Genomic DNA, 25013 nt, shown 5'->3' on the forward strand with positions numbered 1-25013 from the left:
CTGATCAATTTCTATTTTAGATTAGCTTTGCTGCGCCAAAAACTTCTCAATCGCTACCTGTGCAATCTCCGCATCTTCAAACGACTTTACACCTGACACGCCCATTGCACCTACCAACTGCCCTTGATACATAATCGGTTCACCACCTTCCAGCATTCCTGAGAAACTTTCCATGGTCAAAAAACCCATCTGTCCGCCTTTGATAATATCTTCAAATAACTTCGATGGACGGCGACTCATAGCGGAACATTTGGCTTTTTCAATAGCCAGATTTGCAGTCATTGGTGCTGCGCCATCCATACGCTTCATCGCCAGTAAATTTCCGGTTTCATCCACTACAGCAATACTGACATTAAAACTGTTCTGAATCGCATATTGATGAGCTTCATTTAATAAAAATTCCGCATCACTTAAAGTCAAATAATGTTTGGTTTTCATTGATCTATCTAATCCTTTAATTTATCAATTTCAAATCTTATGATGTCTAATCCAAAGAATGAAATAAGCCCGATCACTCGGGCTTATATTCCCTCTCCTTTTAGGAGAGGGTCAGGGAGAGGTCGAATTATCCTTTCATCTCAGCAAAAGTTTCTTTTGCTGCTTGAATCGTGTAAGCAATATCTTCATCACTATGCGCAGCAGAAATAAATCCTGCTTCAAATGCTGAAGGCGCAAGGTTCACGCCACGATCGAGCATTCCATGGAAGAATTTACGGAAAGCATCGACATCACATTTCAACATTGAATCGAAGCTGGTGATGTCTTCCTGATCGGTAAAGTACAGACCAAACATCCCACCAACCTGTTGTGTCTTGAATGGAATGCCTGCTTCATCCGCAGCAGCTCGCAAGCCAACCAGCAGTTTCTCAAGTTGCGCAGACAATTTCTCATAGAAACCTTCAGCACGGAGATGTTTGAACATCTCGATACCGGCACGCATTGCCAATGGGTTACCTGATAGCGTACCTGCTTGATACACTTTACCCAATGGCGCGATGCATTCCATCACTTCACGTTTACCACCGAAAGCACCCACTGGTAAGCCTGCACCGATGATTTTACCTAAAGTGGTTAAATCCGGAGTAACGCCATAATGTGCTTGCGCACCGCCAAGACCGACACGGAAACCAGTCATCACTTCATCAATGATAAACACTGAACCATGCTCATCACAGACATCACGAATCGCTTGCAGGAAACCATCAATCGGTTTCACAAGGTTCATGTTGCCTGCGACTGGCTCAACAATCACGCCGGCAATTTCCGAACCAAATTTGGCAAAGCATTCTTTTAAAGTCGCGATGTCGTTATATGGAAGTGTCAGCGTATGTTTTGCAAAATCCGCTGGCACGCCTGCCGACGTCGCTTCCCCTTCACCACTGGTCAATAAACCTGAACCGGCTTTTACCAATAATGAATCCGAATGACCGTGATAACAGCCTTCAAATTTTACAATCTTGTCACGGCCAGTATAACCACGCGCTAAACGAATCGCGGTCATGGTCGCTTCTGTACCTGAGTTGGTCATACGAACCAGCTCAATCGATGGCATGATCTCGCAGATAATGTCTGCCAGTGTGGTTTCATGAACTGTGGGCGCACCAAAGCTCAAACCGTCTACTGCGGCATCCTGAACCGCTTTAATAATCGCTGGATGCGCATGACCCAAAATCATCGGCCCCCATGAACCTACATAGTCCACATAACGTTTGCCATCGACATCATACAGATACGCACCTTGGGCTTTTTCGATAAAGACCGGCGTCCCACCGACACTATTAAATGCGCGTACAGGTGAATTGACGCCACCCGGGATATGTTTATTGGCTTGTTTGAACAATTGTTCTTGCTTTGGAGATAAGCTCATGAAGGCACTCGACTCAAAATTAAATCAATCAAAAAATTTTATGCTGTAGCTTGAAAAAGCGCAGACCATTCATCTAAACGTTCAGGAATGGCATTCATAGGAAGTCCCAATATATCACTAATCACCGCGCAATAATCCGCACCTGACTCAATGACATCCTTTGAATTTTCAACCGTTAAACCACCAATGGCACAGAGAGGCACGTTCAATTTTTCTTTGGCCAGTTTTAAGGTTTCAAGACCAATATTACCCGCTTCAGGTTTACTATCAGTCGCATAAATTGCTCCAAATGCCACATAATTCGCACCATCGGCAATGGCCTGTTTAGCCAGCTCAAGTGAGTTATTACAGCTACGGCCAATCAACACGCCTTTAGGCAAACGCGCAACAGCGTCGACAATCGAACCATCATCCTGGCCTAAATGCACACCCACGCCGTATTTAACCGCCATTTCCAGATCATCGTTAATCACGAAAGGTACGCCATATTCAGCACACATGGCTTTCATGTACTCGATTTCGTAAATTTGATCTTCTTTCGCCACTTTTTTACGGCGATATTGCAAGACCGCAACACCACCATTGGCCATTGCACCTTCCAACTTCGCCAATAAAAGCTCTAATGGATCATCATTGGTAATTAAATATAAACCGCGCATCTTGCTCGCCACTTGCTAGGATGGCTCTATTATAGGCATAACTCGGTTTAATTGCCGCCATCTTGCTGTTTCTGAGACCAGGTAGCAACAGATTTGCAGTTTTTTAGCGCGATTTATCAATTAAATCTTAAATATCCCCATTTTCAGGGATATACGGTCTTTCAAATCTGCGTTTTAATTGCCTTATAACAATAATTATAAAGTGTTAATGCTTACGCCCTCCGACAAACGCTTTTAGGATTTTGCAGATAACTTGGTGGAGAAGTTGCAAAATTCTAAGAGCGATTTTTTTGTCTTTTTTTCGCCTGGCTCAAGCGTACTCAAATTAATTAATATTAAAAATACCCATTTTCAGGGATAGCCCAATCGGCACGAAGCGTCTTAAATAGCCTTAGACACAGAAAATAAACAGAAAAATAAATACCTGTGTCGGTAATACCCGATCCTTTCTGGTTTTGAGTCATTCTTTTGTGGGGAGACGTTTCAAAGCCAGAAAGGATCTTTTACTTTCAGCACAAATCCACATGAATTCTTCCATGAATATTTACACAATAGCATCAGCAAAATTTTAGACATTTATTGATAGCAAACAGGCATAAAAAAAGCCCGGAGAAGGTCGCTCCAGGCTTGGAAAACTGTTGTATTGATTAAAATAGAATGGTTGATCAAAAAACCTAATCTGCAATAACATAATTATTAGAATAATAATTCTAGACTTGCAAGGCTTTTATCGAAATTTCATGCTTTAAGTGGGCACATTCCGATAAAAGTCATTCTGGCTCAACTGGAAATTTTATCGTATTTACGGTCGATCAGACTGATATTACCGCGCAGGACATCGGCAAACATGCGCCAGTCCGAGATAAAGCTATATACAGGCTGTTTGAAGCTGGCCGGTTTATTGCGCTCAAAGATAAAATGACCGACCCAGGCACAGGCATAACCAGATAGCAAACCATAGGCAAAATATCGCGGCTTGCCTTGACGAATGGCTTTGGCAAAACAGTATAAACCGATGCTACTGCCGGCCACGTGCAGGCGGCGGCTGATAATATGCCGATGCTCAGTCAAATAGAAGCGATAAAATTCATGATAACTCTTAATCGGCATCTGGGGCTGAACCATCACCTCATTCTTACTTTCTGGTTGTACTTGTACATTCATCTGTCATCATCCTGACGTTTTTGTTTTACATTAGCGTATATTTTAGCCAAATAACAGCCTTTTGATGCGCACTTCAATGCATCTTGCACATCCTCGTGAAGGCCTGAATCCGATTGTTTTAGCCTAAAATGAACCGATGAAATCTAAGTTTCAAACTTCTGTTTAAGCTTTTTATGTTCCGTCAAGTCTTACATGCATTTTGATTTTGGTTACAATCTGCTGCGCACAAATCTAAAAATATAATTGCGGCTGCTGTCCGCCTTATTTCATAACCTTATTCAAGTGAAGATTCAGCGCTTAATTGCACTGAACAGATAGGATGATCATCATGGTTGAAGTTGAACTCAAGTTCCAGATTCCTGCGGCACGACGCACTGCACTGCTCAAGGCACTTGATCCGAAAAAGTCTCAACAGATCCAGCTTCAAGCCAAATATTATGATACTGCCGACCGCCAACTGGCCCGGCATGGGGTGGCACTGCGTCAGCGTCTGGAAGGTACACGTTGGGTGCAAACGCTAAAAGCGGCCGGAAAAAGCCATATCGAACGCTTTGAACATAATCATGATCTAGGGGAATTAACCGCATCTCCTGAACTGGATTTAGATATTTATAAAAAATTTCCAGAAGCCGGGGCAATTCTCAGCAATGCGCTCAGCAATCAGTTCAACCAGCTACAACTCCAGTTTGAAACCGACATTTCCCGCACGTTAAGGGTAATTGACTATGAAGACACCCAGATCGAAGTCAGCCTGGATATTGGACAGATCCGCACACAGGATGCCGAGCAAGAAGTACATGAAGTCGAGTTCGAACTAAAAAATGGTTCAATTCAACATCTGCTGGCGTTTAGTTTTGAATGGGTCAAGAAATACCAGCTCTGGCTCGATGTACGTAGCAAGGCTGAAATAGGCAATCTATTGGCCACTTCACAGCGCGTCAGTCCTGCGACCCTTAGCAAAGAATTTCAGATCAGCAAAAAAGACAGCGCCAGTAAAACCATGTACAGTCTGATTGCACAGCAGATGCAGCATTTATTGCCGAATATCGCGGCGATTGCAGCTCAGGTTGCAGAGCAGGAACATATTGATCAGGCACGACTGGCACTGGATCACTTATATCTGACCTTGCTGCTCTTCAAAGACTGGCATCCACAGCTTTCGGACAAATGGGCACATCAACTGGCGGCCTTTAAGCAGCAATTTGAACATTTGCAACATTTACAGCATATGCAAAACAGCTTGGCCGGCTTCCTGCAAAATCCCACCACGGCAGAAAACCTGAGCAAAGATATTCTGTATGCGCAGGAGAAACTCGGTAATCTGGTCAAATCTACCCAGAATGTGCATCATTATCTGGAATTACTGATGTTCAGTTTAAATGAAAATGAGCATGCCTCGCTGGACTTGAAAACTGCTGCTCAAACTACCTTGCAACAGCAATATAAAGCTTTGCAGGAACAAATGAACCAGACCGATATCACTGATTTTGAAAGTCTGGATCAATTGTCGGGCCGGATTCAGGAGCTCAAATTCAGCTTTCCGATTTTAACCACGATCTATGATGTCAAAAATTTGCAGAAATACAGCAAAGCGCTGAACGATGCTCAACTGGCAGCCAGTGAATATCAAACTTTGGCCTCTTCTGCAGTTTATATTCAGCAGACCGAGCTGGAAGCAAGTGACTGGTTTGTGCTGGGCTGGCTGACTGCCAAGCAGGAAGTCTATGCGCAGAAACTGCTTGAAGCGACCGAACAGTTCTTGGTCAGTCGTAAATTCCTGAAATAAAAATATTGAAATAAAAATATTGAAATAAATATCACAAGAAAAACTCAAAGCACGCCTTCTCTGGCGTGCTTTTTTGTTGCAGAAGCACATCACACCCCTGCCGATCTTTGGGCTATATTAATCTATAAAACCAACATCGCGGAGGAATGACCCGATGGCAGAAATAGAACTCAAATTCCAGATTCCGCCACAGTCTCGTGTGCAATTTGAACAGGACATTCAGAAACTTCAGCCGACTCGGCATCGTCTGTGTGCACGCTACTTTGATACTGAAGCGCAACAATTACAACAACATCAGATTGCCCTGCGGCAACGTCTGGAAGACCAGCAATGGATTCAAACCCTGAAAGCAGCGACTGAACAACAATTTGAACGTTTTGAACTTGAGCATGAATTAAAAAGTCCTCCGGAACATTGTGATTTTCAGTTATATCGCAAACATAAACCTGCCAAAAAAATCCTGAAACAGGCGCTCGGTGATCTGGAGACACCGCTTATTCTGCAATTTGAAACAGATGTCGTACGGTATGTACTCACAGAAAGTCATCTGGACAGTAAGATTGAAATTGCCTTTGATGTCGGAGAAATTCGACACAATGATCAAGCCATCGATATTTATGAAGTCGAATTTGAGCTTAAATCCGGCCAGCTGAGTGAATTGATTGATTTCATTCAGCCCTGGGTTCAGCGTTATGCTTTGTGGCTGGATACACGGAGCAAATCGGAACGCGGTTATGCCTTATTACATGATGAAGAGAGTCTGCCAGTTCAGCATCAGCTTCCCTTAGTGCTTGAACAGAAAGATCAGATCAGTACGATTTTACAAAAAATTGTCGCCAACTGTCTGGCTCATCTTTTCCCAAATGCGACGGCGATTGCTGCCGAGAATTATAATAGTGATCATGTGCATCAGGCACGTGTTGCGATTCGACGTTTGCGCAGTGCTTTTAAAATTTTCCAGTCCGTGACTGAACATGTACAGCCAGAATGGCCGGAACAGCTGCGGGATATTTTTCAGCAACTGGGTTCCACCCGAGATCGCGATGCCCTGGCAGAAAGCCTGATTCCACAACTGGAAAAAGCAGGTTCACCCTTACTGAAATTACCACCACACCGACAAAAACAACCAGATATCAGTGCGCTGTTCAGAAGTCCTGCTACCGTAGAACTAATGCTGCAACTATTCAGCTTTAGCCAAGAAAAAACGGATAATAAAGCCAAGTCTTCGCATAAAATTTTGTGTAAAGGCTTAAGCAAACTGCACCAGCAAATCTGTCAAGATGCCGATAACTATCAAGAACTGGATATTGAATCCCGGCATCGGACACGCAAACGGGTCAAACGCTTACGCTATAACGTAGAATTCTTGCAAAGCCTGTTTCCTGAAAAAGAGGTTAAAGCTTATTTAAAAGCCTTAAAACCCTTGCAAGAAAGCCTTGGGCATTATAACGACCTATTTGTTGCAGACGAGTTATTTAGACCTTATGTCAAACAACAGGCCAAGGCCTGGTTTGTACTGGGCTGGATAAGTGCGGAACAGCAGCGTTTGTCGAACGAAGCAGCAGAGCGTTTACAGCAGTTTGCAGAAAATACCAAGCCCTTCTGGTAAGACCGGGCTTGGTCAAACTGTGCTAGCGATATTTGCCGAATACTTTCCAGGTATTATTGTCTGCCAGAGGATCGTTATAACTGTCGCTGCGTTGCTTGCGTGGCTTATCGCGTGCATCGACCAGTTCAAAATGTGGCTCAACACTCAGCACAATCCCATTCACATAAAAACGGGTGCGCGTATATTCGCTCTGGCCATGCTGAAACACATAAGTGCGTAAATCCACAAATTCACGGTGTGCCACCAAAGCTGCAGTATCGTCACTATCAAGCCACTGCCGCATGGCTGCAATCTGCTCGGGTTCGAACTGGCCGCATTTTTCGATCAGGCTGGCGACCCCACGAAAAGTTTTGGATTCCTTGGCGCGGGTTTTATTAATGCGAATCCGGTCAACATGAAAATAAAACAGCGGCAAGTTTAAATGACTCGGCAGATGGATCGCATCCAAGATTTCATCTTCCATAAAAGGCTGAAACAGATCCTGTGCCCTTTCAATCAGCCCGAGCCACTGGCTATAGTATTCATCTACCTGTGACTGGCTGCCATAATAAATCGGCAAGCCTTCAACATTGGCTAGATTTGCCGGTGGCCAAATATTCTGGCGCAATAAGGCAATATCACTTTTTAGGCTTTGTACTGCAATCGCATCCTGCATGGCATTCACTTTTATATGCTTAGGCTATTTTTTAGATTAAGGCAAAGGTTTAGTTTCTGCAAGGCTTTGCCTATAATTAACGATTGAGATTTTAGTGTTAGGAACAAATTCATGGTTCAAAAGATTGAAGCAACCGATGTAACCGAAGAAGAAGCGTTAAATGCGGCATTCTTTGAACGTGCTGATGAATTTATTCAACAAGCCAACGAGTTTTGTCGCGTAGAAAAAGGCTCACAGGAAAAACCGAGCGATAAGCGCGGTCAAGTCAGTGCGGCGATGTTATTTGGTACTGCCCGTTTCAATACCTGGGTGGCAGCGAATAACTTTAAAGATGGGAATGAAATGCGCGATGCCAAAGATCAGGTCATGTCTTATATCTTGCAGCAATTTCAAATGATGCTGGAAGATAACTATGATGAATATTGTGAACAGTTCGAAAACTATTTACGTTTCCGTCACAATGAAGAGTTTCATGCCAACAAGCATAATCATGATCACAAGCACGATCATTGATTAAATACGAAAAGCCCCGCGGGGCTTTTTTTATTTGTTGTCATTTATCATATTGACTTTGAAATGATTTTTACCCTATATAAATTGAATAATAAATAAACTAAAACAAGGCATCTTATGCAGCAACTTCCCTTTCCGATCATTGACCCGCATATTCACCAATGGGATCCGTATAACACGCCACATGCGGCAGCGCTCGCGGTCAAGCTGTTCGGCAAGCACCCCAGATTGCTGGACAAAATGGTGCGGCTGCTAAAACCTAAAGATGTAATTGAGACCATTGGACTGACTCAGCATCTGACCGCCCCTTATCTGCCTGCGAATTACAAGAAAGATCTTGGGCATTACGAAATCGAACAAATTTTACATGTCGAAGCCAGCTGGCATGATCAGAAAGGTACAGGCGTGGTGGATGAAACCCATTTTATCGCCGGACTTCCTTTTGATCAGCATAATATCCGGCTAGGTGGGATTGTCGCCACGGCGGACCCACGACAGAAGAACTTCAAGCAACTGATTCAACTACATCGAGAAGCTTCTCCCAAGTTTCGCGGCATCCGTAAAATGGCTGCGGTACATCCGGATAAAGGGATTCATGCCTGGACCAATGAACCGCATCTCTATCGCAACAAAAATTTTCTGAAAGGCTTTGAGGAACTGGCCAAGCAAGATTTAAGCTTTGATGCCTGGGTATATTCTCCCCAGATTGCGGATGTTACTGCGCTGACCAAAGACTTTCCAGAAACGCCCATCATACTGGATCACCTCGGTACGCCCGCAGGTTTATTTGGCAAGGTGGGCAAAGCTACAGGCAAGACCGAACAAGATCGCGCCCAGATATTTGCAGACTGGAAAGATCAGTTGGCAGAACTGGCCGAATGCAAAAATGTATCGACCAAAATGTCTGGTCTGTTTATGCCCGTTTTAGGTCATGATTTTCATCAGCAGAAACGGCTGGCAAGTAAACAGGAATTAGTGGAACGTGCAACTCCCTTGATCCAGCATGCTTTAGACTGCTTTGATTCTAAACGCGTGATGTTTGCATCCAACTTTCCAATGGACAGTGTCAGCAGCTCACTCACCAATATTATTGATGCCTTTAGCGATATTGTACAGGCTTATAACGAAAATGCCTTAAAGCCGATTTTTTATGAGAATGCTAAATGCTTTTATCGACTTTGAGTGGATGAGGACATGTTAAGTTGGATAACAGATTCCAGTCTAAATACGCCTTCAGGCAAAGGACTTTGTATCTTACTCACTATTATTTCAAGCTGGATAACGTCTTATTATTATCAAGTGGCGATCCATCATCCTTTTGATCAAGATATTGCTTTCGTTTCAACTTTGATTGGCTGTGGAATATTGATTTTCCTTCTTATTGTATCTGTTTGGAGTCTGCTCCTATCTATCCTTGCAAGCTTAACTGGAGGGATTGTTTTTAGCCATAGAGCAACCTAAAGCATAAAACTAAAATAAAAAAATCCCCTCACTTGAGGGGATTTTTTATCAACACTATGATGTTTTAACTTGCTTACCGTACTGATCAGCCATCACTTCCACCAGCTGGTCCGGCTTGATGTATTTTTTGATCATGGCATCAATATCGGCTTTGCTCAGTTGAGCAATCGCCTGATCACGTTTTTCCCGGTAAACCAGATTACGGTCTTTTTCCAGCTGTGGAATCAACATAGTGTGAATACGGCGATCATCTTCGAGTGCAGTTAAACGCTGTTTCAAGATACTGGCTTTTGCCGCTTCGACTTCCTGTTCAGTCACGCCACGTGTCAGCAGTTCATTGAGTACCTTATGCACTGCCTGAGAAACCTGTGCGGATTTTCCAGCCGTATAATTGGCACTAATCATCATGGCGCCTACATCTGCCCATTCATCGAGTTGCACATCTGCACTAAAACCATAGACTAGTGCATTTTTCTCGCGTAGCTCTTGTGCCAGTCGTGACGATAACTGTGAATCACCCAGAATATATCGAAATACCTGTAATGCAGGTGCATCGGCATGATCTGCGCCGACCGGCATGCTCATGAATGCCTCATAACTCCCGAATTCACGCTGCTCAGACAACGCATGAATTTTCTGGGCTGGATAGCTTCGATATTCCGATTTCAGACGCTCATAAGGCTGTGTAGCTTTCCAGTCTGAGAAACTGTTTTTCAGCGTTTTTTGCATCGATTTCGGATTAAATTCGCCCGTAACCGCGATTTGCGCATGCTGGGTTTTTAAAAACTGCTGATACAGTGCCATAACCTGTTCGCGAGTCGCTTTCTGATACTGTTTTTTGGCCAGTTCCGGCTCGAAATGAAAACGTAGATCGCCAGGCTGATAGATCTCGATCGTTCGAGCCATCGTCAAGCTCGACACGGTATCTGGTTCAGTATAAGGACGATCCAGACTGGATAAAGTCTGCCCCTTGATCAAGTCAAACTGGCTTTGCTCAAATGCCGGCGTTTTCAGCACATCAACCACATACTGAAAAAACTCTTCAAACTTTTCTTTTTTGGCGCTGATCTGCAAGGTCAGGCCATTACCGGATGCACTGGCAGTCGCCGAACCGCCTACTTCAATAATTTTATCGGCAATCTGCTGCAAGCTTTGGGTTTTCGATGAGCGCAACATTAAATAAGCTGTCAGGTCCAGAATCTCGCCTTTATTCATCAGGCTTTGAGCGGTACCAAAATCCAGTGAAATTGTGGCATAAACCTTGTCATCGCGGGTAGTCGTTGGAAACAGCGCGTATTTAATGCCATTTTTCAACTTGCCACGCTGAATCTGTGTGTCTTTACTATGCAAATACTCTTTAGACTGCTGTATATATTGTTTTACTTCAGCCTGATAAACACTGACATCTTTCAGTGGCTCTTCTGCTTCAGTCTGTTGATCCAGAGTTTTTGCCGGTGCTTCTGTTTGTGCCAGTTCCTGCGCTTTTTTCTGATCTTCCGGGGTAGGTAAAATATTGCCAGAAATACGGTATTCAGGTTTTAAAAAATTCTTATAGACCTGATTGACCTGATTCACATTCAGGTTTTGAATCGCGCTCAGATCTTTAAAATACTGGCTCCAGTCACCCGAATACGCCACTGCATAATCACTTAAACGTGAACCTAAAGCAGTCGCACTATTTTTAATATTGTCGGCCTGATTTCGGGTCAGATTTTTAGCCCGGTTTAATTCTGCTTCGGTAAATGGCTGGCTCTTTTCTACGCCTTGGATCAGCCCCTTTTCAATATCCTGTGCCTGATGATTCGGAGCATAGATTGCTCCCATAAACACCAGATTAAAGTCTTTATCCAGCCAGGTACTGGATTGCACCGCTGTTGACTTCCCAGTTTCCACCATATTCTGATAGAGATGTCCACTTGGCTGCAAAGTATAGAGTGTTGGCGAAACAGCCAAAGCCGTTTTAATGCTTTCTTCTGATTGATTCAAATAAAGATTAAACTTGGCCAGATCACTGCCTTTCTTTACTGTAAATTCACGCTGTTTGATTTGCTCTGGTTTAAGCGCTGGGACTTTCACTTGCGCTGGTACATTTCGGGATTGAATCGGACTGAAATGCGTATCCAGCTGTTTTAAGACTTCGGCCTTATCAAATTTGCCCGAAATGACCACAAAGGCATTATTCGGTGCATACCATTGACGGTAAAAACGGTTTAGTTCCTGCATATTGATTGATTGCAGCTCATTTAGGTCACCAATCGGCAAACGGCCTAAATACTGATTACCGTAAGCCGATTTAAACACCTGATCGATCAATACCGAAAATGGCTGATCCAGACGAATTTCACGTTCGCGTTTTACAATATCGATTTCAGTCGGTACATATTTTTCCTGAAGCACCAGCTTGTCCATACGCTCGGCTTCGAGAAAAATGACTTCACTCAGCGCAGTTTTTTCAGGACGGATCACATTGGTATATTTGGTAGAGTAATAATCGGTGCTGGCATTAGTCATCAAGGTATATTGATCCAATCGACGCTGGAATTCATCCCCTTTGACATTTTCTGTACCTTTAAAAGCCAAATGTTCCAGCAGATGGGCCAGTCCGCCCTTACCTTGAGGATCGTTCAGGGAACCGGTCAGATAGACCGTATTCATAAAAATCTTATTTTCTTTATCATTCGGAGCCAAGATAATGCGCAGTCCATTATCCAGTCGGTATTCTTCAATATTCTGTTCCGTTTTCACCAAAACAGGCTGTGCAAAACTTAGTACACTACAGCCAGACAATATAATAGCCAGACTTAAATTTTTATAACGTAGCAACATTCTTCATCCAAATTATAAATATAAATTTTTATTCGCGCCCTTCTTAGAGAATGATTCTTTTTCTGAATAATCTATTCCAAGCCGAACCATCAAAATAACATGCCGCCTCACCTGACGACATGTATATCTATGTAATTAAAAAATTAAAGATAGATTTCAGCCTGCATATATAACTTTCCATAACCGGAAATTTCAATTCGTTCCTGATCTTGCAAGGCACAATACAGCACGCCACCACGTGCTGATGCCTGATAGGCGACTAATTCATTTTTACCGAGTTTCTCGGCCCACAGCGGCGCAATTCCGGTATGAATCGAACCGGTTACCGGATCTTCATTGATGCCATTACTCGGTGCAAAATAACGTGAAATACAGTCGTATTGCGTATCTTGTGAAGTAATTGCGACATCTAAATAGGTATTCTGAGCAGTAATCGCAGTACGCTTACCATTCAACTGTTTCAACAATTCAAAATCAGGCGTTTCATCCAGCACATCCTGTACCGATTCATATTCAATAATATAGCCCTGTGCATTCAGATAAACCTGTTTAAACGGTTTGCTCAAGGCCTGTCTTAAGGCTTCAGGATATTCAGCAACAGGCTCTGCACGACGGATTGGAAAGTTCATTCTGATCTTGCCATCTGCATCCTGACTGACTACAAAAATGCCTAAGTCTTTTACATGAAAATGAATCGTTTTCCCCGTATCAAATTGATTGAATAGTACAAAGCTGCTGGCCAATGTCGCATGACCACAAAAATCCACTTCCTTGGTTGGCGTAAACCAGCGGATGGCATAATTATCGCTATCGATGACTTTAACAAAAGCCGTTTCGGACAGATTATTTTCCAAGGCGATATTTTGCATCAGACCATCTTCGAGCCATTCATCCAGCACAATCACGGCTGCAGGATTGCCTTTAAACAGTTCCGTGGTAAACGCATCGACCTGGTACATTTTCATTTTTTGAATTCCTGAATATAACGATCTCTAGTTTAAAAGCTTTTTTGCAAGAATGAACTTGAATATGTTAATGATCTCATTAATCTGGCCTAGTAAATAAATAGAGCAAATGGTGCTGCATGACAAACTCCCATATTCAAAGCGTTCCCTTAGAAAAAGCTTATCGTCTGATTACCCATGGCCCTACTGTACTGGTATCTGCTCAAGATCAGCAGGATACAGATGTTATGGCAGCAGCCTGGGCATGCGCATTGGAATTCAGCCCCGCAAAAGTGACTGTGGTTCTGGATAAAAGCACCAAAACCCGAAATATTATTGAAAATTCAGGTTATTTCGCGCTGCAAATTCCAACATTGAAACAACTGAATATGGTCTATCGTCTGGGTATGCAGAGCCTGCATGATGTGCCGGACAAACTGGCACAATCCGGAGTAGAACTATTTCATTTTCCTGATGCTGATATTCCTGTAGTACAAGGCTGTGCGGCCTGGATACTCTGCGAGCTGATTCCTGAGCCGCATAACCAGCAAATGCATGACCTGTTTATAGGCAAGGTGATTGCAGCCTATGCCGATGATCGGGTCTTCCGCGACGGCCACTGGCATTATCATGAAGTGGATGAAGAATGGAAAAGTATTCATCATGTAGCCGGCGGGCATTTTTACACCATCGGCAATGCGGTGAGCATTGATGATCCGGAATTATAAATTTTTCAAATTTGGAATAATGAAAGTAATCGCGGATGAATAGATGATATCTGCAAGCCCCAGAGCATCCGAAATTATGCTACTTTATCTATAATCTTCATTTGATGTGATGTGCTATGACACCCTTTAAAATTCACTGTATTGATGTCCAGAATTCACTGCAAAATTATATCTGGTTGCTTGAACATACCGCGTCGCATCAGGTGGCTGTGATTGATCCAACCGAAGCAGAATTGGTACAAGACTATTGTGCCGAACACGGTTTAACTGTAAGTCAAATCTGGCTGACTCACTGGCATAAAGATCATATTGGCGGTGTGCCGGAACTGATCCAAGGACAAAATCTGCCTGTGTATGGCCCACGGGCAGAACTAAGCAAAATTCCGTTTATCACCCATCCTCTTGAGCATGAAGAACAGTTTAATTTTCATGGAATAGATATCCAGGTGATTGCTGTACCCGGGCATACACTCGGCCATATTGTTTATTTTATTGATGCGATTGATGTGCTGTTCTGCGGCGATACCTTATTTGCCATGGGTTGTGGCCGGGTTTTTGAAGGCACCTATTCACAGATGTATCATTCACTGTCCCGTCTGGCTGCCTTGCCACCGCGCACCCAAGTCTATTGCACCCATGAATACACATTATCGAATGCACAGTTTGCCAAACACGTTGAACCGGACAATTCGGCAATTCTGGAACGCTTCGAACATATTGAGCGTTTGCGTATACTAGGCCAGTGCACGCTGCCAAGTAGTATTGAAGATGAATTGCAAACCAATCCTTTTCTGCGCGCAGAAAGCGTGGAAGAATTCCAGCGTTTAAGAACCCTGAAAGATCAGTTTTAAACCGGATTCAAAGCTGAAGATCAATGCTTCAGCCGACTTACTTATTTGTCATTTGCGATGCATAGAATGTTATTGAAAGGCACGTACAAATTTTGCACAAATTGGAATAAGTTGAATCTCCATCTAAAAAATGTCTTTCTGTGCCATTTTTGCTTTCTTATAATTAATCAAGTCCTCTATTTTTTTAGAAACCAATTTCAGTTCCAACACATGAAATAATGACTTATAAATAACAGGATGATATTGATTTAAATTAGAGAAATTCGTGGAACATTGCTTAAATAATCAGCATGGAACCTAACAAGTGAATAAAAAAGCCCAATTTACTTGAATTGGGCTTTCACTTATACGCTAAACATATAATTTGTATAAAATAAAAAATAGCATTTCGTATAACGCGTATTATGTTAATTTTAGAAAATCGTAATAGGATAATAAAAATCTATATTGTTTTAAGAAAACTCTCTTATGATTAAATCTCTATAGTTCTTTTAATATTTGCTATGTATCAAAGAATCAAGCAATGGGCTAAATCAATTAAAAAAGACATCTTGGTTGTTTGGCTTATTGCAAAAGACAAGCGAACGCCCAATTCTGTAAAGTTTTTAGCTTTAATTATTGCTGCTTATGCCTTCTCACCAATTGATTTAATTCCAGATTTTATTCCCGTACTTGGGTATTTAGACGATATTATTATTGTACCTTTAGGTATTTTATTAGTTATCAAGCTTACCCCACAAAACATTGTAGATGATTGTAGAATTCTTGGAGAAATCTTAGTTGAAAGGCCTATAAACTGTTGGGCAGCAGGAATTATTATCCTGATATGGCTTGTAGTATTGGGATATTTAACCATGTACTTCATGAACGATTCACTGTCTATACTGTCTATTTTTGACAAGTGAGATTTAAATACCCTCTCTCATTTGCACCCATTTAATATAATGGGCATTATTCAAAATTAAAATGTAAACCAAAATAGAAATAAAATGTCTGCTTTCAGAGCATGACATTAGTTCTGTCGTACAAATTTAAAAGTGACATTGGCCATGTCGATCCCGAATGATGATATGTAGGATAGCAGTAACTAGTTTCTTGGATTCTATTTACTAAAACTGACAACGTATCTGTCGCCTAAAGCCATGTTAAAGAATCTGGTTACTTTGTGCATAAGCATCCAGTTCACCTTGAGTCACGACACGCACCGCCTGCATTTCATCAATACGTACCAGTAGCAAGCCACCTAAAGCAGGCTGATAACGACGGGCACTGCCGAAAGGCGTATAGGCCACTTTCGACTGAATACTAAAGCTCAACCAGTCTTCATGTCCCAACATCACAGCAACCGGATCAAGTCCCTGCTGCTGCATTAATTCAATTTGCTGATTCACATAGTCTTCAATGGTTAATTCAGTCATGGTGCGGGTATTCAGTTTGAGAATTACATTTCAGACAGTATAAAGCATGCAAATCGAGCTGAAGATCAGAAAACCAGCAGCCGGTATTCTTTTAATAAATAAGTCGATTGGATTTTAATTTTCTCATTCTAGATCTGAAATTTTCTATTTCATACGATTGATAAAATTAGAAAATAACCTGGTTCACTAATAAGCTATTGAATTAGAAAATTAATTATCCAAATTTATAGCTTATAAAAACTTAATATTTAGTTACAACCTATTCAATATGATAAAAATCATTTACTTAGCGTTTAAATTGATTTTTTCTTAATCAACCGATGTTCACTATATACACAAATTCATTTAAATTAATTTAAATAAAGGCATTTGCCCTTTAAAAGATAATTTTTCACCCTTATTTAAGATTTAACAATGATGAAGGAGTGATCTCGTGAAAAAAGTGGTTAAAGCGAAAAATTTGATTGCATTTCGACTATGGTTAGAAAAATTGGGATATTCGGTACGCACCCTGGCGGATGATCGTGGTTTCAGTTTCAGCTTCAAGAAAGAATATGGCCTGGTGACCTGTGATCTGGCAGGTAATGCTCTGGCACTACAGTTAGGCGAGGAATTTGAAGATCATTTAAAAGCCTGATTGCTTCTATTTAAGAGAAGAAAAATAAATTAATCTTTCCACTGATTCAACAGCGCTATTCTCCAGTTATTCAGCCCATTTCGATGGGCTTTTCTTTGTTTAGTAAATTTGAGGCAATAAAAAAGCAAGGCATTTGCCTTGCTTTAATATGATGGTGGGGACGGAGAGACTCGAACTCTCACACCTCGCGGCGCTGGAACCTAAATCCAGTGCGTCTACCAATTTCGCCACGTCCCCATCAGGGTACCAACTTAGCGTTGGATTTTTTTCAAACTTTGGCAGAGGATCAAGGATTCGAACCTTGACGAACGGTTTTGGAGACCGTCATGCTACCATTACACCAATCCTCTACTTCCACCCAATATTCAGTTTCCCAAATATCGATTGGTGGGGACGGAGAGACTCGAACTCTCACACCTCGCGGCGCTGGAACCTAAATCCAGTGCGTCTACCAATTTCGCCACGTCCCCAATGGCTGTGTATATTATAGAGATAGACCGGCATTGACAAGCGATTTTACAAGCAATCACAATCTATTCCGCTATAAAATAAACAGTTAGTTTAATTTTTTATAAAATTTATGTCGAAAATTTGATTGATTTGAAGATATGACTGCCCATCCGTTATTTTTAATCATTTCGATTCAATTCCAACATTTCAAATTAAAACTCAAATAAATTTCTAATCTTGATCAACATGAGCATTCAAAATACTGAAACTATTATTCATAAATTATTTTTGAAGCAGTGCATGGAATCAGAATACAACACAGCATAAATACAACGGCTTTGCCAAATTTCAGGCAATAAAAAAGCAAGGCACTCGCCTTGCTTTAATATGATGGTGGGGATAGAGAGACTCGAACTCTCACGCCCAGAAGGCGCTGCGACCTGAACACAGTGCGTCTACCAATTCCGCCATATCCCCATGGCTGTGTATATTATAGCGATCAGACCTGATTCACAAGTAGTTCTATAAAAAGCTAAATACTTTTATATCAAAAATTAATCAGTTAATTCCCTATTGAGCAAATACTGCTCTATTTAGACCAATATATAAAATTGATAGACACCATGGGACTGATTCATATGACATTTAAATTATTGAATATAGAGATCGCATGAATTCTTGCAGCAATACAATGAAATTTGCTAAGGCCCCACCCTTGCCTGATCATTCACTTAAGAAGTGAAATCCTGAATGCATTGTAATTCATTAATCTTGACAGCAAAAATCTGATACTAAAAAAACCGACCTCAAATTTGAGGCAATAAAAAAGCAAGGCTGATGCCTTGCTTTAATATGATGGTGGGGACGGAGAGACTCGAACTCTCACACCTCGCGGCGCTGGAACCTAAATCCAGTGCGTCTACCAATTTCGCCACGTCCCCATCAGGGTACCAACTTAGCGTTGGATTTCTTTCAAACTTTGGCAGAGGATCAAGGATTCGAACCTTGACGAACGGTTTTGGAGACCGTCATGCTACCATTACACCAATCCTCTACTTCCACCCAATATTCAGTTTCCCAAATATCGATTGGTGGGGACGGAGAGACTCGAACTCTCACACCTCGCGGCGCTGGAACCTAAATCCAGTGCGTCTACCAATTTCGCCACGTCCCCAATGGCTGTGTATATTATAGAGATCATTTCCGGCTGACAAGCCGTTTATCATAAAAAAACACTCGTTTGATTAAATAAGAAACAATTCAAGTTTTATTGTATTTTTCTCATTCAATTTCAGTCATTAAGTAGTCTTTCACAGCTTGAAAATCGACCAATCTATGCTGCTTCTGCTTACTTAACATTTCTTCTAATAAGCCTTGAAAAGCCTGTAAGTGCTGCGGTAACTCAACTTTCAGACGCTGACAATGCAAAAAGGCCCAATCCAGATAATCTGTCGCCTGTAAACGCTGACCACTCAACCACTCATAAAAAATAACACCCAAAGCATAAACTTCACTTTGTAGGCTCTTGGCTTGGCCTTGGAACAGTTCCGGCGCCATATAACGCGGTGTCGCATTCAGTTCATGCAGGTCATTCTGATGGAGTATTTGGACATGCTCAAAATCAAGCAGGCAGACCCTGCCCTGATTATTTACAAAATGTTCCTGCTTTAAATCGGCATGCAAATAACCCAATTCTTGCAGGCAGATTAAAGGCTCCACAGCTTGCAGCAAATGTTGCCGAATTTGCGTGATGGATTGCTGATGCGGCATGATCTGAAAATGCGCCGGCGCATCGACCAGAATTAAGGCCTGCTCAAATTGTTCATGATTGATCTTGAAAGGCTGTTGAATAATTTGATGTGGAAGGAAAAAATTTAGATCACCTGAGCTGGCATGAGCCTGATAAAAATCCAGCTCATGTTGCCAGCCTAGTTCAGCATGTGGAGATGATATTAAACTATCAGATCTATGCGATATCTGGGTTTTTAGCCAGAGCGCATTTCCCTTGGCATAATAAAGACGCCGACCAAAACCCAGACTACGGGCTTTGGTTCGTAGTTCAAAATCAGAAATATCGAGATGATCTAAATTAAGTCGTGGCAATGTATTCAGGTATTGGATTAAGTGTATGCTGATAATTTAGCAGCTCCAGACAATGCTGAATAGTTTTCCCGACCCGTTCCTGAGTCTCAATGAGGGAGATTTTTGGCCAAGTAGCCCGCTCCCCTTCACGCTGTAAAATTTTAAACAGATACGGCCGCGGATTTTGCAACATATAGCTATAGTGGCGTAGGCTATATTTACCGACAATATTCACATCACCATAATAACGCTGGTCAACTACACCATAGCCATGATCCAGTAGACGGCGTACAGGAGGTAAGCTTCCGGCATGCTCTCTGGCAAAATCCATCATGCCTTTGGTAATCACCGCGCCCTGACGGCGAACAATTCGTTGTGGCCAGCTCAAAGTACCTTTACGGAAACGTGAAATATCATCCTGCATGAATGGCACGATATGCGGGTTGGTCTGACTGGCAATGGTATAATTGATATTATACAGGCGTGCCATTTTCTCCTGCGGAAAATCACTGCGCACGCTGCCATCCACCCAGCGGGTTGAACCCATATAAGGCGTATATTGACCATCATAGCGCTTACTGGTCAAACGAACCGGTGGAAACAGAACCGGCACCGCACAAGACGCCAGTACCGCACTCCAGACCAGCAAATCCGGAGAAGTATAGGCATTTAAAATGCGTGCATCCTGTCCAGCATCATAAGGTGCAACCGCAATATTGATATGCAGACCTGAGGTTTTGAGTGCTTCTTCGAAGGTCAGATCACCCAGATTTTCGACTAGAAATTTTTTCAGATATTTTACATCCGCCAGACCACCATTGCCTTTCATCAATTCACTCATGGTGCGAAAATGAAAAGCCTCATGAAAGAAATTATGGCCTTTCAAAATATCAATATATTGCGAAGGTTTGGATACACCTAACATGGCGGTCATGATGGCACCCGCACTTGAACCGGACATTACCTTCGGCAACAAGTCCTGCTCCATTAAGGCTTTGCATACACCAGTATGAAACAGACCCAGCGTCGAACCACCGGAAAACATCAGGGCTGGCTGGCCATAGGCGCGCTGACAATGCTGAAAATATTCGATTTTTTCTTCCATACTGAGACAGGTACAGTCTATTGAAGCAATATAGGCTAAGCCTTGGCTGACTTCTTCGACATAATCTTCAATAATTCTTTTAGTGCCCACATAGGCTTCGGTAAACAGTAGAGGATGGGCAATGTTGGCAATATCGTAGCTCAGGCCTTCGCGCAAAATATACATCAGGTCACGGGTGCGCTTTTGTTGTCGATAGCGTCGTAATTTACCCAGACGATGTGCAATCACTTCTGCATCAAAGTATGGTGAACTGTTATCAAATTTCCATTCCTGTGCACCTGATTCTTCATCTATTTTCAGGGCAATATATTTCCATTCCTCATAGGACTCAACCTGTTGCAGCTGCTGCTTGAGCTTTTTAATACGATAGGCCTGATGTGGATTAATATCCTGAGTAAAATCTTTAAACAGCATCTGCCTTTTCCCTATATTTATTCTTGATACAGCTCGTACCCAGAGCCAGAAAATGTGTACAAATTTTCTATCCTCTACAATAACGAAAATTCTCTACTTTAAGCAAATTATCATACTTTTCCGGCTTTGACTGTGAATTTTGCAATGCTACTATCTTAGGCATAATTTCAAATCTGTAATGTTAAATCATGGCGAAAATTGAGTTACCTGAGCATATTTTAAATACCCTTTCGACTGTTCTGCAGCAACTTCAGCAAAGTCTGCCCGAACTGAAACAAATTCCTGATTTTTCTGCCCATGCCTATAAGTGGCAACAGGGTGAACTCAAACCGATTCATCAGCTTAGACAGATGGAACTGGCCGATTTAAAAGGGATTGAGCGACAAAAAGAAAAAGTCATCCAGAACACGTTGCAGTTTTTAAACGGCTTACCTGCCAATGATGTCTTACTGACCGGTTCACGCGGTACGGGTAAATCCTCCATTGTTCGTGCCCTACTCACCGAGTATGCAGATCAAGGGTTACGATTAATTGAAATCGAACGGGATGATTTATCCGATCTGCCTCAAATTCAGCAACTCATTGCAGAGCGTCCAGAGAAGTTTATTGTCTACTGTGATGATCTGGCCTTTAATGCCGAAGATGAAAATTATCGCAGTTTAAAGAGTGTTCTGGATGGTTCTTTACAGTCCGGTTCCAGCAATTTTGTGATTTATGCGACCAGTAACCGTCGTCATTTATTACCCGAATTCATGCATGAAAATACGCCCGTTACCCGAGTTGATGTGCCGCAATATACTGAATTACATCCTCAGGAAGCGATTGAAGAAAAAATTTCACTGTCTGACCGCTTTGGTTTATGGCTGTCTTTCTATCCAATGGATCAGAACCTGTATTTGGAAATTGTCGAACATTACCTCAAAAAGGCAGGCATGGAACTCACGCCAGAAACCCGTGCTGAAGCCCTACGCTGGTGTCAGGCACGCGGTCAACGTTCAGGACGTGCTGCCTATCAGTTTTCCAAGCACTGGATTGGTTCAACCCAACTAAATGCCTCTTAACAACTTAAAAGCGACCGGTTCAGGTCGCTTTTTTCATATAAATCATTTATATAATGATGATACTCAAAAGAAAATTAAAATTATGGATGTCGGCGCAGTTCTCATTCAACTTAAGCCCTTACACATGCAGCAAGTTCATGACTGGCAGCGTACTTTGAAAGCACGTCAAGACGAAGTAATTGAAACGCTTAAGGCTGAACAGGTTCATGTCGAGTCCTGGTTTTATCTGCAACTTCATGGTCAGGACTATTTGATTGCATATATGCGCGCCGACAATATTCAAAAAGCGCAAAATATTGCAAAACTCAGTACTTTCCCAATTGACCAAGTGCATAAACAGTTTAAAACTTCATGGCAAGCGGTTTATCCCGCCGAATTGTTATTGGATGCTACAGTTACCTGATTTATTAGCACGGCTATTCAAAATAGTTTTGTAATAAAGACTTCTCCCCAATCAATAATAAAAAAAGCCCTGGAAATACAGGGCTTTTTTGACATCTCGAATTATTGTTTATCCCCAATAATGGTAGACCATAGCAGGTCATCAATTTCACTGCCATTGAAATAAACAGTAGCCTTCAATGATTCAGGCTGGTTCTGTTTGACCTCAATTACCTGATCATCGCTGTCCTTAATTCTAAGCACGCCCTCTTTTGGCAAATGCTTATAGTTATTTAATACGGTTTCATCCATTTTAAATGGTGTCGTGATATTAAAATCAAAACTGTAACGATAATCTGCCAGATCAGGCTGACCGATAATCGTACCACGACTGGTTAAGGTACGAATCCCATTACTGCCACTGCCATAATCATCGACCAAGCTGTAATTATAATTACGCACCTGCAGATATTCTTTGCTCTTTGTATCAAACGCGATTCCAGAAGTACCTGCCTGACCGGTCTCGGCGATACGCTGGAATTCCAACTGATCGATTTGATAAGATTCGGATTGCCCCATGTTATTTTTGGTTTTACGATGCACAATTGTGCCAGAAATCAGGTAGTCGTCCTTGAGATTAAAATCTACATTTGAACCATAACGGACATTGCTAAAGCTTAAAGTCGTCGTGTCACCATTCACCGTCTGAGTAATGTTTGAGCCTTTACGGTAAGTTTTATCCAGAATAATACAGTTATCTTTATCTGTTTTTAATTTCAGGGTTTTGACCGAACCAGTGGTATTGACTTCCGAACAGATCAGATTTGGATATTTAATACTATTGATGCCCAAATTATAAATTTTGATAATACGTGCAGTACGCCCATAAGGATAATCTGCGAATACTTCTCCAATCATGTGACCTAGAGCAACATTATAGTCGGTATCATTACTGGTATTTCCGGAAATTTTATCGCGAATTTTCTTTACAATATCCTGATCTTCAAACGGGACAAACTCCTCTGAAAGCTCAGGGGAAATACTTTCCTTAGGAACATTTGGAGGTGTAGTGACAGTAGGACTGTCTGAGCTACTTCCCCCACCACCGCCACAGGCACTCATTAAACCCGAAACAAGAGCAAGTCCAAAGATAGAAATCTGCTTTTTCATAAAATTTATTCCCTAAAATTTCTTTGCATTTTTATTTGGTGATCACTAAAGATTGGCCTTCTCGAAACTGAACAGCTCAAATGCTATTTCTGCCGGTAATGTTTTTTCTTGGCAGCCAGCTTTATCCTTCGATAGCGCTTTATCTTTAAACAAAGAAGTTTTTGGTTCTGTAATTTTAATGTATATTTCAAACAACAATTATCATAAGAAATGAAGTGCTTATTTGAATCTTGTTCCTTACCAGAGTCACTTTTCAACACACTTAAAGCGCATTTAATTAGATCGATTAACTTTGCAACAAAGCTTATAAAATTTGTAATGGTTAAGTTAAAGACGGATTGAATTTTCTTTTTATGGAGAATCATGCTCAACTTTCATACATGGCTATGAAAGAGAATATTGAAAGATAGGATAACTTTAGAGCATAGAAAATGATCATTTTTATGATATGAAATACTTAGGGCGTGTCCTCATTTGGCTTTACACCAAATAAATATGCAAGCAATGTAAATCATAGACTGGTAATTTCGTGCAAGCTTATCAAATCGGGTTGCAATCGCTCGGAAATGCTTCAATCTCGCAAACACATTTTCAACTAAATGTCTTAATTTATATAGATATTTATCAAACTCCTTATTCGATCTTTTACTATTTGATCTCATTGGAATGATGGGAATCATATCCTTGTTCTGGGCATATATTCTAATGTGCTCAGCATCATACCCCTTATCAGCAATGAGATAAGTTGCCTCGCCTACAGTATCAATCAGTTGTTTTGCAACTTGACTGTCGTGGACGCCACCCCCAGTGATTTTAAAATCAATCGGTAATCCATTCGCGTCGGTTGCAAGATGTATTTTTGTTGTTCGTCCACCACGTGATTGTCCAATTGCTCTTTCGAAACCATTCCGAGCTCCACTTGCATGTTGATGCACGCGTATGTAGCTTCCGTCAATGAATACCCATTCTTGATCCAAGACGCCTCGTAATCTAAAAAAAATTTATTCCACAATCCCTTGCTTGCCCAACGATTAAAACGATTATAAGCAGTTTGCCAAGGACAAAATTCTTGAGGAATATCACGCCATGTGGCGCCTGTACGCAGTTTCCATAAGATCGCTTCCATGATATTTCTACTATTCTTTGAACGGTAGCAACCATGTAATCGCATAGTATCTTGAATTTGCTGCCAGATATCATCGGTAAGAAGAGTACGTGCCATTGAAAATATA

The 25013-nt window shown here is 41.7% G+C and carries 23 protein-coding genes and 7 tRNA genes; 11 read left to right on the forward strand and 19 right to left on the reverse strand.

Annotated elements, in window-relative coordinates:
- Positions 1–21 precede the first annotated feature (21 nt).
- The 4 genes from J7649_RS04845 to J7649_RS04860 form a co-directional block, all read right to left on the reverse strand.
- On the reverse strand, positions 22–438 hold the full coding sequence (locus tag J7649_RS04845; protein WP_195724864.1) for a GlcG/HbpS family heme-binding protein: 417 nt from the start codon (positions 436–438) through the stop codon (positions 22–24).
- A gap of 127 nt (positions 439–565) precedes the next feature.
- Complete coding sequence (gene hemL, locus J7649_RS04850) at positions 566–1867, reverse strand: glutamate-1-semialdehyde 2,1-aminomutase (protein WP_219309622.1); 1302 nt, start codon at positions 1865–1867, stop codon at positions 566–568.
- A 38-nt stretch (positions 1868–1905) separates the two neighbouring features.
- On the reverse strand, positions 1906–2526 hold the full coding sequence (gene thiE, locus J7649_RS04855; protein ID WP_005107266.1) for a thiamine phosphate synthase: 621 nt from the start codon (positions 2524–2526) through the stop codon (positions 1906–1908).
- A gap of 780 nt (positions 2527–3306) precedes the next feature.
- Positions 3307–3690, reverse strand: a complete 384-nt coding sequence (locus tag J7649_RS04860; RefSeq protein WP_114542139.1) for an Mpo1-like protein — start codon at positions 3688–3690, stop codon at positions 3307–3309.
- A gap of 328 nt (positions 3691–4018) precedes the next feature.
- Between J7649_RS04860 and J7649_RS04865 the strand changes: the two genes are divergently transcribed.
- A complete protein-coding gene (locus tag J7649_RS04865) occupies positions 4019–5476 on the forward strand; it encodes a CYTH domain-containing protein (RefSeq protein WP_219309624.1) in 1458 nt (485 codons plus the stop codon).
- Positions 5477–5630: 154 nt separating this feature from the next.
- On the forward strand, positions 5631–7085 hold the full coding sequence (locus J7649_RS04870; RefSeq protein WP_219309627.1) for a CYTH and CHAD domain-containing protein: 1455 nt from the start codon (positions 5631–5633) through the stop codon (positions 7083–7085).
- A 22-nt stretch (positions 7086–7107) separates the two neighbouring features.
- On the opposite strand, the gene J7649_RS04875 is transcribed toward J7649_RS04870, so the two are convergent.
- Positions 7108–7740, reverse strand: coding sequence for a hypothetical protein (locus J7649_RS04875; RefSeq protein ID WP_004280010.1), 633 nt, complete (start codon positions 7738–7740; stop codon positions 7108–7110).
- Positions 7741–7851: 111 nt separating this feature from the next.
- Between J7649_RS04875 and J7649_RS04880 the strand changes: the two genes are divergently transcribed.
- The 3 genes from J7649_RS04880 (at position 7852) to J7649_RS04890 (ending at position 9714) form a co-directional block, all read left to right on the forward strand.
- Complete coding sequence (locus tag J7649_RS04880; RefSeq protein ID WP_004280011.1) at positions 7852–8253, forward strand: DUF3144 domain-containing protein; 402 nt, start codon at positions 7852–7854, stop codon at positions 8251–8253.
- A 117-nt stretch (positions 8254–8370) separates the two neighbouring features.
- Complete coding sequence (locus J7649_RS04885) at positions 8371–9435, forward strand: amidohydrolase family protein (RefSeq protein WP_219309630.1); 1065 nt, start codon at positions 8371–8373, stop codon at positions 9433–9435.
- A gap of 12 nt (positions 9436–9447) precedes the next feature.
- The gene (locus J7649_RS04890) at positions 9448–9714 is read left to right on the forward strand and encodes a hypothetical protein (protein ID WP_155756639.1); all 267 of its coding nucleotides are present in this window, start codon (positions 9448–9450) and stop codon (positions 9712–9714) included.
- A 54-nt stretch (positions 9715–9768) separates the two neighbouring features.
- Here the strand turns inward: J7649_RS04890 and J7649_RS04895 are convergent, their stop codons facing one another.
- The gene (locus J7649_RS04895) at positions 9769–12540 is read right to left on the reverse strand and encodes a M16 family metallopeptidase (RefSeq protein WP_219309631.1); all 2772 of its coding nucleotides are present in this window, start codon (positions 12538–12540) and stop codon (positions 9769–9771) included.
- A gap of 143 nt (positions 12541–12683) precedes the next feature.
- Entirely contained in the window at positions 12684–13505 is an 822-nt protein-coding gene (locus J7649_RS04900) for a PhzF family phenazine biosynthesis protein (RefSeq protein WP_219309632.1), read from the reverse strand.
- A 119-nt stretch (positions 13506–13624) separates the two neighbouring features.
- Between J7649_RS04900 and J7649_RS04905 the strand changes: the two genes are divergently transcribed.
- From J7649_RS04905 to J7649_RS04915, 3 genes are all read left to right on the forward strand, one after another.
- Positions 13625–14212: a flavin reductase family protein gene (locus tag J7649_RS04905; RefSeq protein ID WP_219309634.1), complete on the forward strand. Its 588-nt coding sequence runs from the start codon at positions 13625–13627 to the stop codon at positions 14210–14212.
- A gap of 116 nt (positions 14213–14328) precedes the next feature.
- A complete protein-coding gene (gene gloB, locus J7649_RS04910) occupies positions 14329–15063 on the forward strand; it encodes a hydroxyacylglutathione hydrolase (RefSeq protein WP_004280019.1) in 735 nt (244 codons plus the stop codon).
- A gap of 503 nt (positions 15064–15566) precedes the next feature.
- A complete protein-coding gene (locus J7649_RS04915; protein WP_219309635.1) occupies positions 15567–15968 on the forward strand; it encodes a YkvA family protein in 402 nt (133 codons plus the stop codon).
- A gap of 240 nt (positions 15969–16208) precedes the next feature.
- On the opposite strand, the gene J7649_RS04920 is transcribed toward J7649_RS04915, so the two are convergent.
- Complete coding sequence (locus J7649_RS04920; RefSeq protein ID WP_213687141.1) at positions 16209–16481, reverse strand: hypothetical protein; 273 nt, start codon at positions 16479–16481, stop codon at positions 16209–16211.
- A 433-nt stretch (positions 16482–16914) separates the two neighbouring features.
- Between J7649_RS04920 and J7649_RS04925 the strand changes: the two genes are divergently transcribed.
- Positions 16915–17118, forward strand: a complete 204-nt coding sequence (locus J7649_RS04925) for a hypothetical protein (RefSeq protein ID WP_004280022.1) — start codon at positions 16915–16917, stop codon at positions 17116–17118.
- Positions 17119–17270: 152 nt separating this feature from the next.
- Here the strand turns inward: J7649_RS04925 and J7649_RS04930 are convergent.
- From J7649_RS04930 to J7649_RS04970, 9 genes are all read right to left on the reverse strand, one after another.
- Positions 17271–17355, reverse strand: a tRNA-Leu gene (locus J7649_RS04930).
- A gap of 39 nt (positions 17356–17394) precedes the next feature.
- Positions 17395–17468: transfer RNA gene (locus J7649_RS04935), tRNA-Trp, on the reverse strand.
- A gap of 35 nt (positions 17469–17503) precedes the next feature.
- Positions 17504–17588: transfer RNA gene (locus tag J7649_RS04940), tRNA-Leu, on the reverse strand.
- A 371-nt stretch (positions 17589–17959) separates the two neighbouring features.
- A tRNA-Leu gene (locus tag J7649_RS04945) sits at positions 17960–18045 on the reverse strand.
- 379 nt (positions 18046–18424) lie between these two features.
- Positions 18425–18509 (reverse strand) — tRNA-Leu (locus J7649_RS04950).
- Between the two features lie 39 nt (positions 18510–18548).
- Positions 18549–18622: transfer RNA gene (locus J7649_RS04955), tRNA-Trp, on the reverse strand.
- A gap of 35 nt (positions 18623–18657) precedes the next feature.
- A tRNA-Leu gene (locus J7649_RS04960) sits at positions 18658–18742 on the reverse strand.
- 107 nt (positions 18743–18849) lie between these two features.
- Positions 18850–19671 carry a protein kinase domain-containing protein gene (locus tag J7649_RS04965; RefSeq protein WP_219309636.1) on the reverse strand — a complete coding sequence of 274 codons (822 nt, stop codon included), beginning with the start codon at positions 19669–19671 and terminating at the stop codon, positions 18850–18852.
- Entirely contained in the window at positions 19658–21169 is a 1512-nt protein-coding gene (locus tag J7649_RS04970; RefSeq protein ID WP_219309637.1) for a DUF3336 domain-containing protein, read from the reverse strand. The genes J7649_RS04965 and J7649_RS04970 overlap by 14 nt, the downstream gene beginning before the upstream one ends.
- 188 nt (positions 21170–21357) lie before the next feature.
- Here J7649_RS04970 and J7649_RS04975 point away from each other — a divergent pair, with 188 nt between their 5' ends.
- Together J7649_RS04975 and J7649_RS04980 are read left to right on the forward strand one after the other, a co-directional pair.
- Complete coding sequence (locus J7649_RS04975; protein ID WP_005246732.1) at positions 21358–22230, forward strand: ATP-binding protein; 873 nt, start codon at positions 21358–21360, stop codon at positions 22228–22230.
- On the forward strand, positions 22220–22633 hold the full coding sequence (locus J7649_RS04980) for a DUF6176 family protein (protein WP_004646620.1): 414 nt from the start codon (positions 22220–22222) through the stop codon (positions 22631–22633). The genes J7649_RS04975 and J7649_RS04980 overlap by 11 nt, the downstream gene beginning before the upstream one ends.
- A gap of 101 nt (positions 22634–22734) precedes the next feature.
- On the opposite strand, the gene J7649_RS04985 is transcribed toward J7649_RS04980, so the two are convergent.
- On the reverse strand, positions 22735–23781 hold the full coding sequence (locus J7649_RS04985) for a hypothetical protein (protein ID WP_219309638.1): 1047 nt from the start codon (positions 23779–23781) through the stop codon (positions 22735–22737).
- Positions 23782–24251: 470 nt separating this feature from the next.
- Positions 24252–25003 (reverse strand): IS5 family transposase gene (locus J7649_RS04990; RefSeq protein WP_228738633.1). Its coding sequence is split into 2 segments (ribosomal slippage): positions 24252–24769 and positions 24769–25003, totalling 753 coding nucleotides; the frame shifts between segments, so codons are not numbered across the junction.
- Positions 25004–25013: the final 10 nt, after the last annotated feature.

The organism is Acinetobacter lwoffii (genome assembly GCF_019343495.1).
GTDB lineage: Bacteria > Pseudomonadota > Gammaproteobacteria > Pseudomonadales > Moraxellaceae > Acinetobacter > Acinetobacter lwoffii_P.

Bases quoted from the DNA above. Each gene is read 5' to 3' on its own strand.
- J7649_RS04845 (WP_195724864.1), bottom strand. From the start codon at position 438: ATGAAAACCAAACATTATTTGACTTTAAGTGATGCGGAATTTTTATTA.
- J7649_RS04880 (WP_004280011.1), top strand. From the start codon at position 7,852: ATGGTTCAAAAGATTGAAGCAACCGATGTAACCGAAGAAGAAGCGTTA.
- J7649_RS04875 (WP_004280010.1), bottom strand. From the start codon at position 7,740: ATGCAGGATGCGATTGCAGTACAAAGCCTAAAAAGTGATATTGCCTTA.
- J7649_RS04890 (WP_155756639.1), top strand. From the start codon at position 9,448: ATGTTAAGTTGGATAACAGATTCCAGTCTAAATACGCCTTCAGGCAAA.
- J7649_RS04895 (WP_219309631.1), bottom strand. From the start codon at position 12,540: ATGTTGCTACGTTATAAAAATTTAAGTCTGGCTATTATATTGTCTGGC.
- J7649_RS04915 (WP_219309635.1), top strand. From the start codon at position 15,567: ATGTATCAAAGAATCAAGCAATGGGCTAAATCAATTAAAAAAGACATC.
- J7649_RS04980 (WP_004646620.1), top strand. From the start codon at position 22,220: ATGCCTCTTAACAACTTAAAAGCGACCGGTTCAGGTCGCTTTTTTCAT.
- J7649_RS04920 (WP_213687141.1), bottom strand. From the start codon at position 16,481: ATGACTGAATTAACCATTGAAGACTATGTGAATCAGCAAATTGAATTA.
- J7649_RS04905 (WP_219309634.1), top strand. From the start codon at position 13,625: ATGACAAACTCCCATATTCAAAGCGTTCCCTTAGAAAAAGCTTATCGT.
- thiE (WP_005107266.1), bottom strand. From the start codon at position 2,526: ATGCGCGGTTTATATTTAATTACCAATGATGATCCATTAGAGCTTTTA.
- hemL (WP_219309622.1), bottom strand. From the start codon at position 1,867: ATGAGCTTATCTCCAAAGCAAGAACAATTGTTCAAACAAGCCAATAAA.
- J7649_RS04870 (WP_219309627.1), top strand. From the start codon at position 5,631: ATGGCAGAAATAGAACTCAAATTCCAGATTCCGCCACAGTCTCGTGTG.
- J7649_RS04865 (WP_219309624.1), top strand. From the start codon at position 4,019: ATGGTTGAAGTTGAACTCAAGTTCCAGATTCCTGCGGCACGACGCACT.
- J7649_RS04860 (WP_114542139.1), bottom strand. From the start codon at position 3,690: ATGAATGTACAAGTACAACCAGAAAGTAAGAATGAGGTGATGGTTCAG.
- J7649_RS04900 (WP_219309632.1), bottom strand. From the start codon at position 13,505: ATGAAAATGTACCAGGTCGATGCGTTTACCACGGAACTGTTTAAAGGC.
- gloB (WP_004280019.1), top strand. From the start codon at position 14,329: ATGACACCCTTTAAAATTCACTGTATTGATGTCCAGAATTCACTGCAA.
- J7649_RS04885 (WP_219309630.1), top strand. From the start codon at position 8,371: ATGCAGCAACTTCCCTTTCCGATCATTGACCCGCATATTCACCAATGG.
- J7649_RS04985 (WP_219309638.1), bottom strand. From the start codon at position 23,781: ATGAAAAAGCAGATTTCTATCTTTGGACTTGCTCTTGTTTCGGGTTTA.
- J7649_RS04970 (WP_219309637.1), bottom strand. From the start codon at position 21,169: ATGCTGTTTAAAGATTTTACTCAGGATATTAATCCACATCAGGCCTAT.
- J7649_RS04975 (WP_005246732.1), top strand. From the start codon at position 21,358: ATGGCGAAAATTGAGTTACCTGAGCATATTTTAAATACCCTTTCGACT.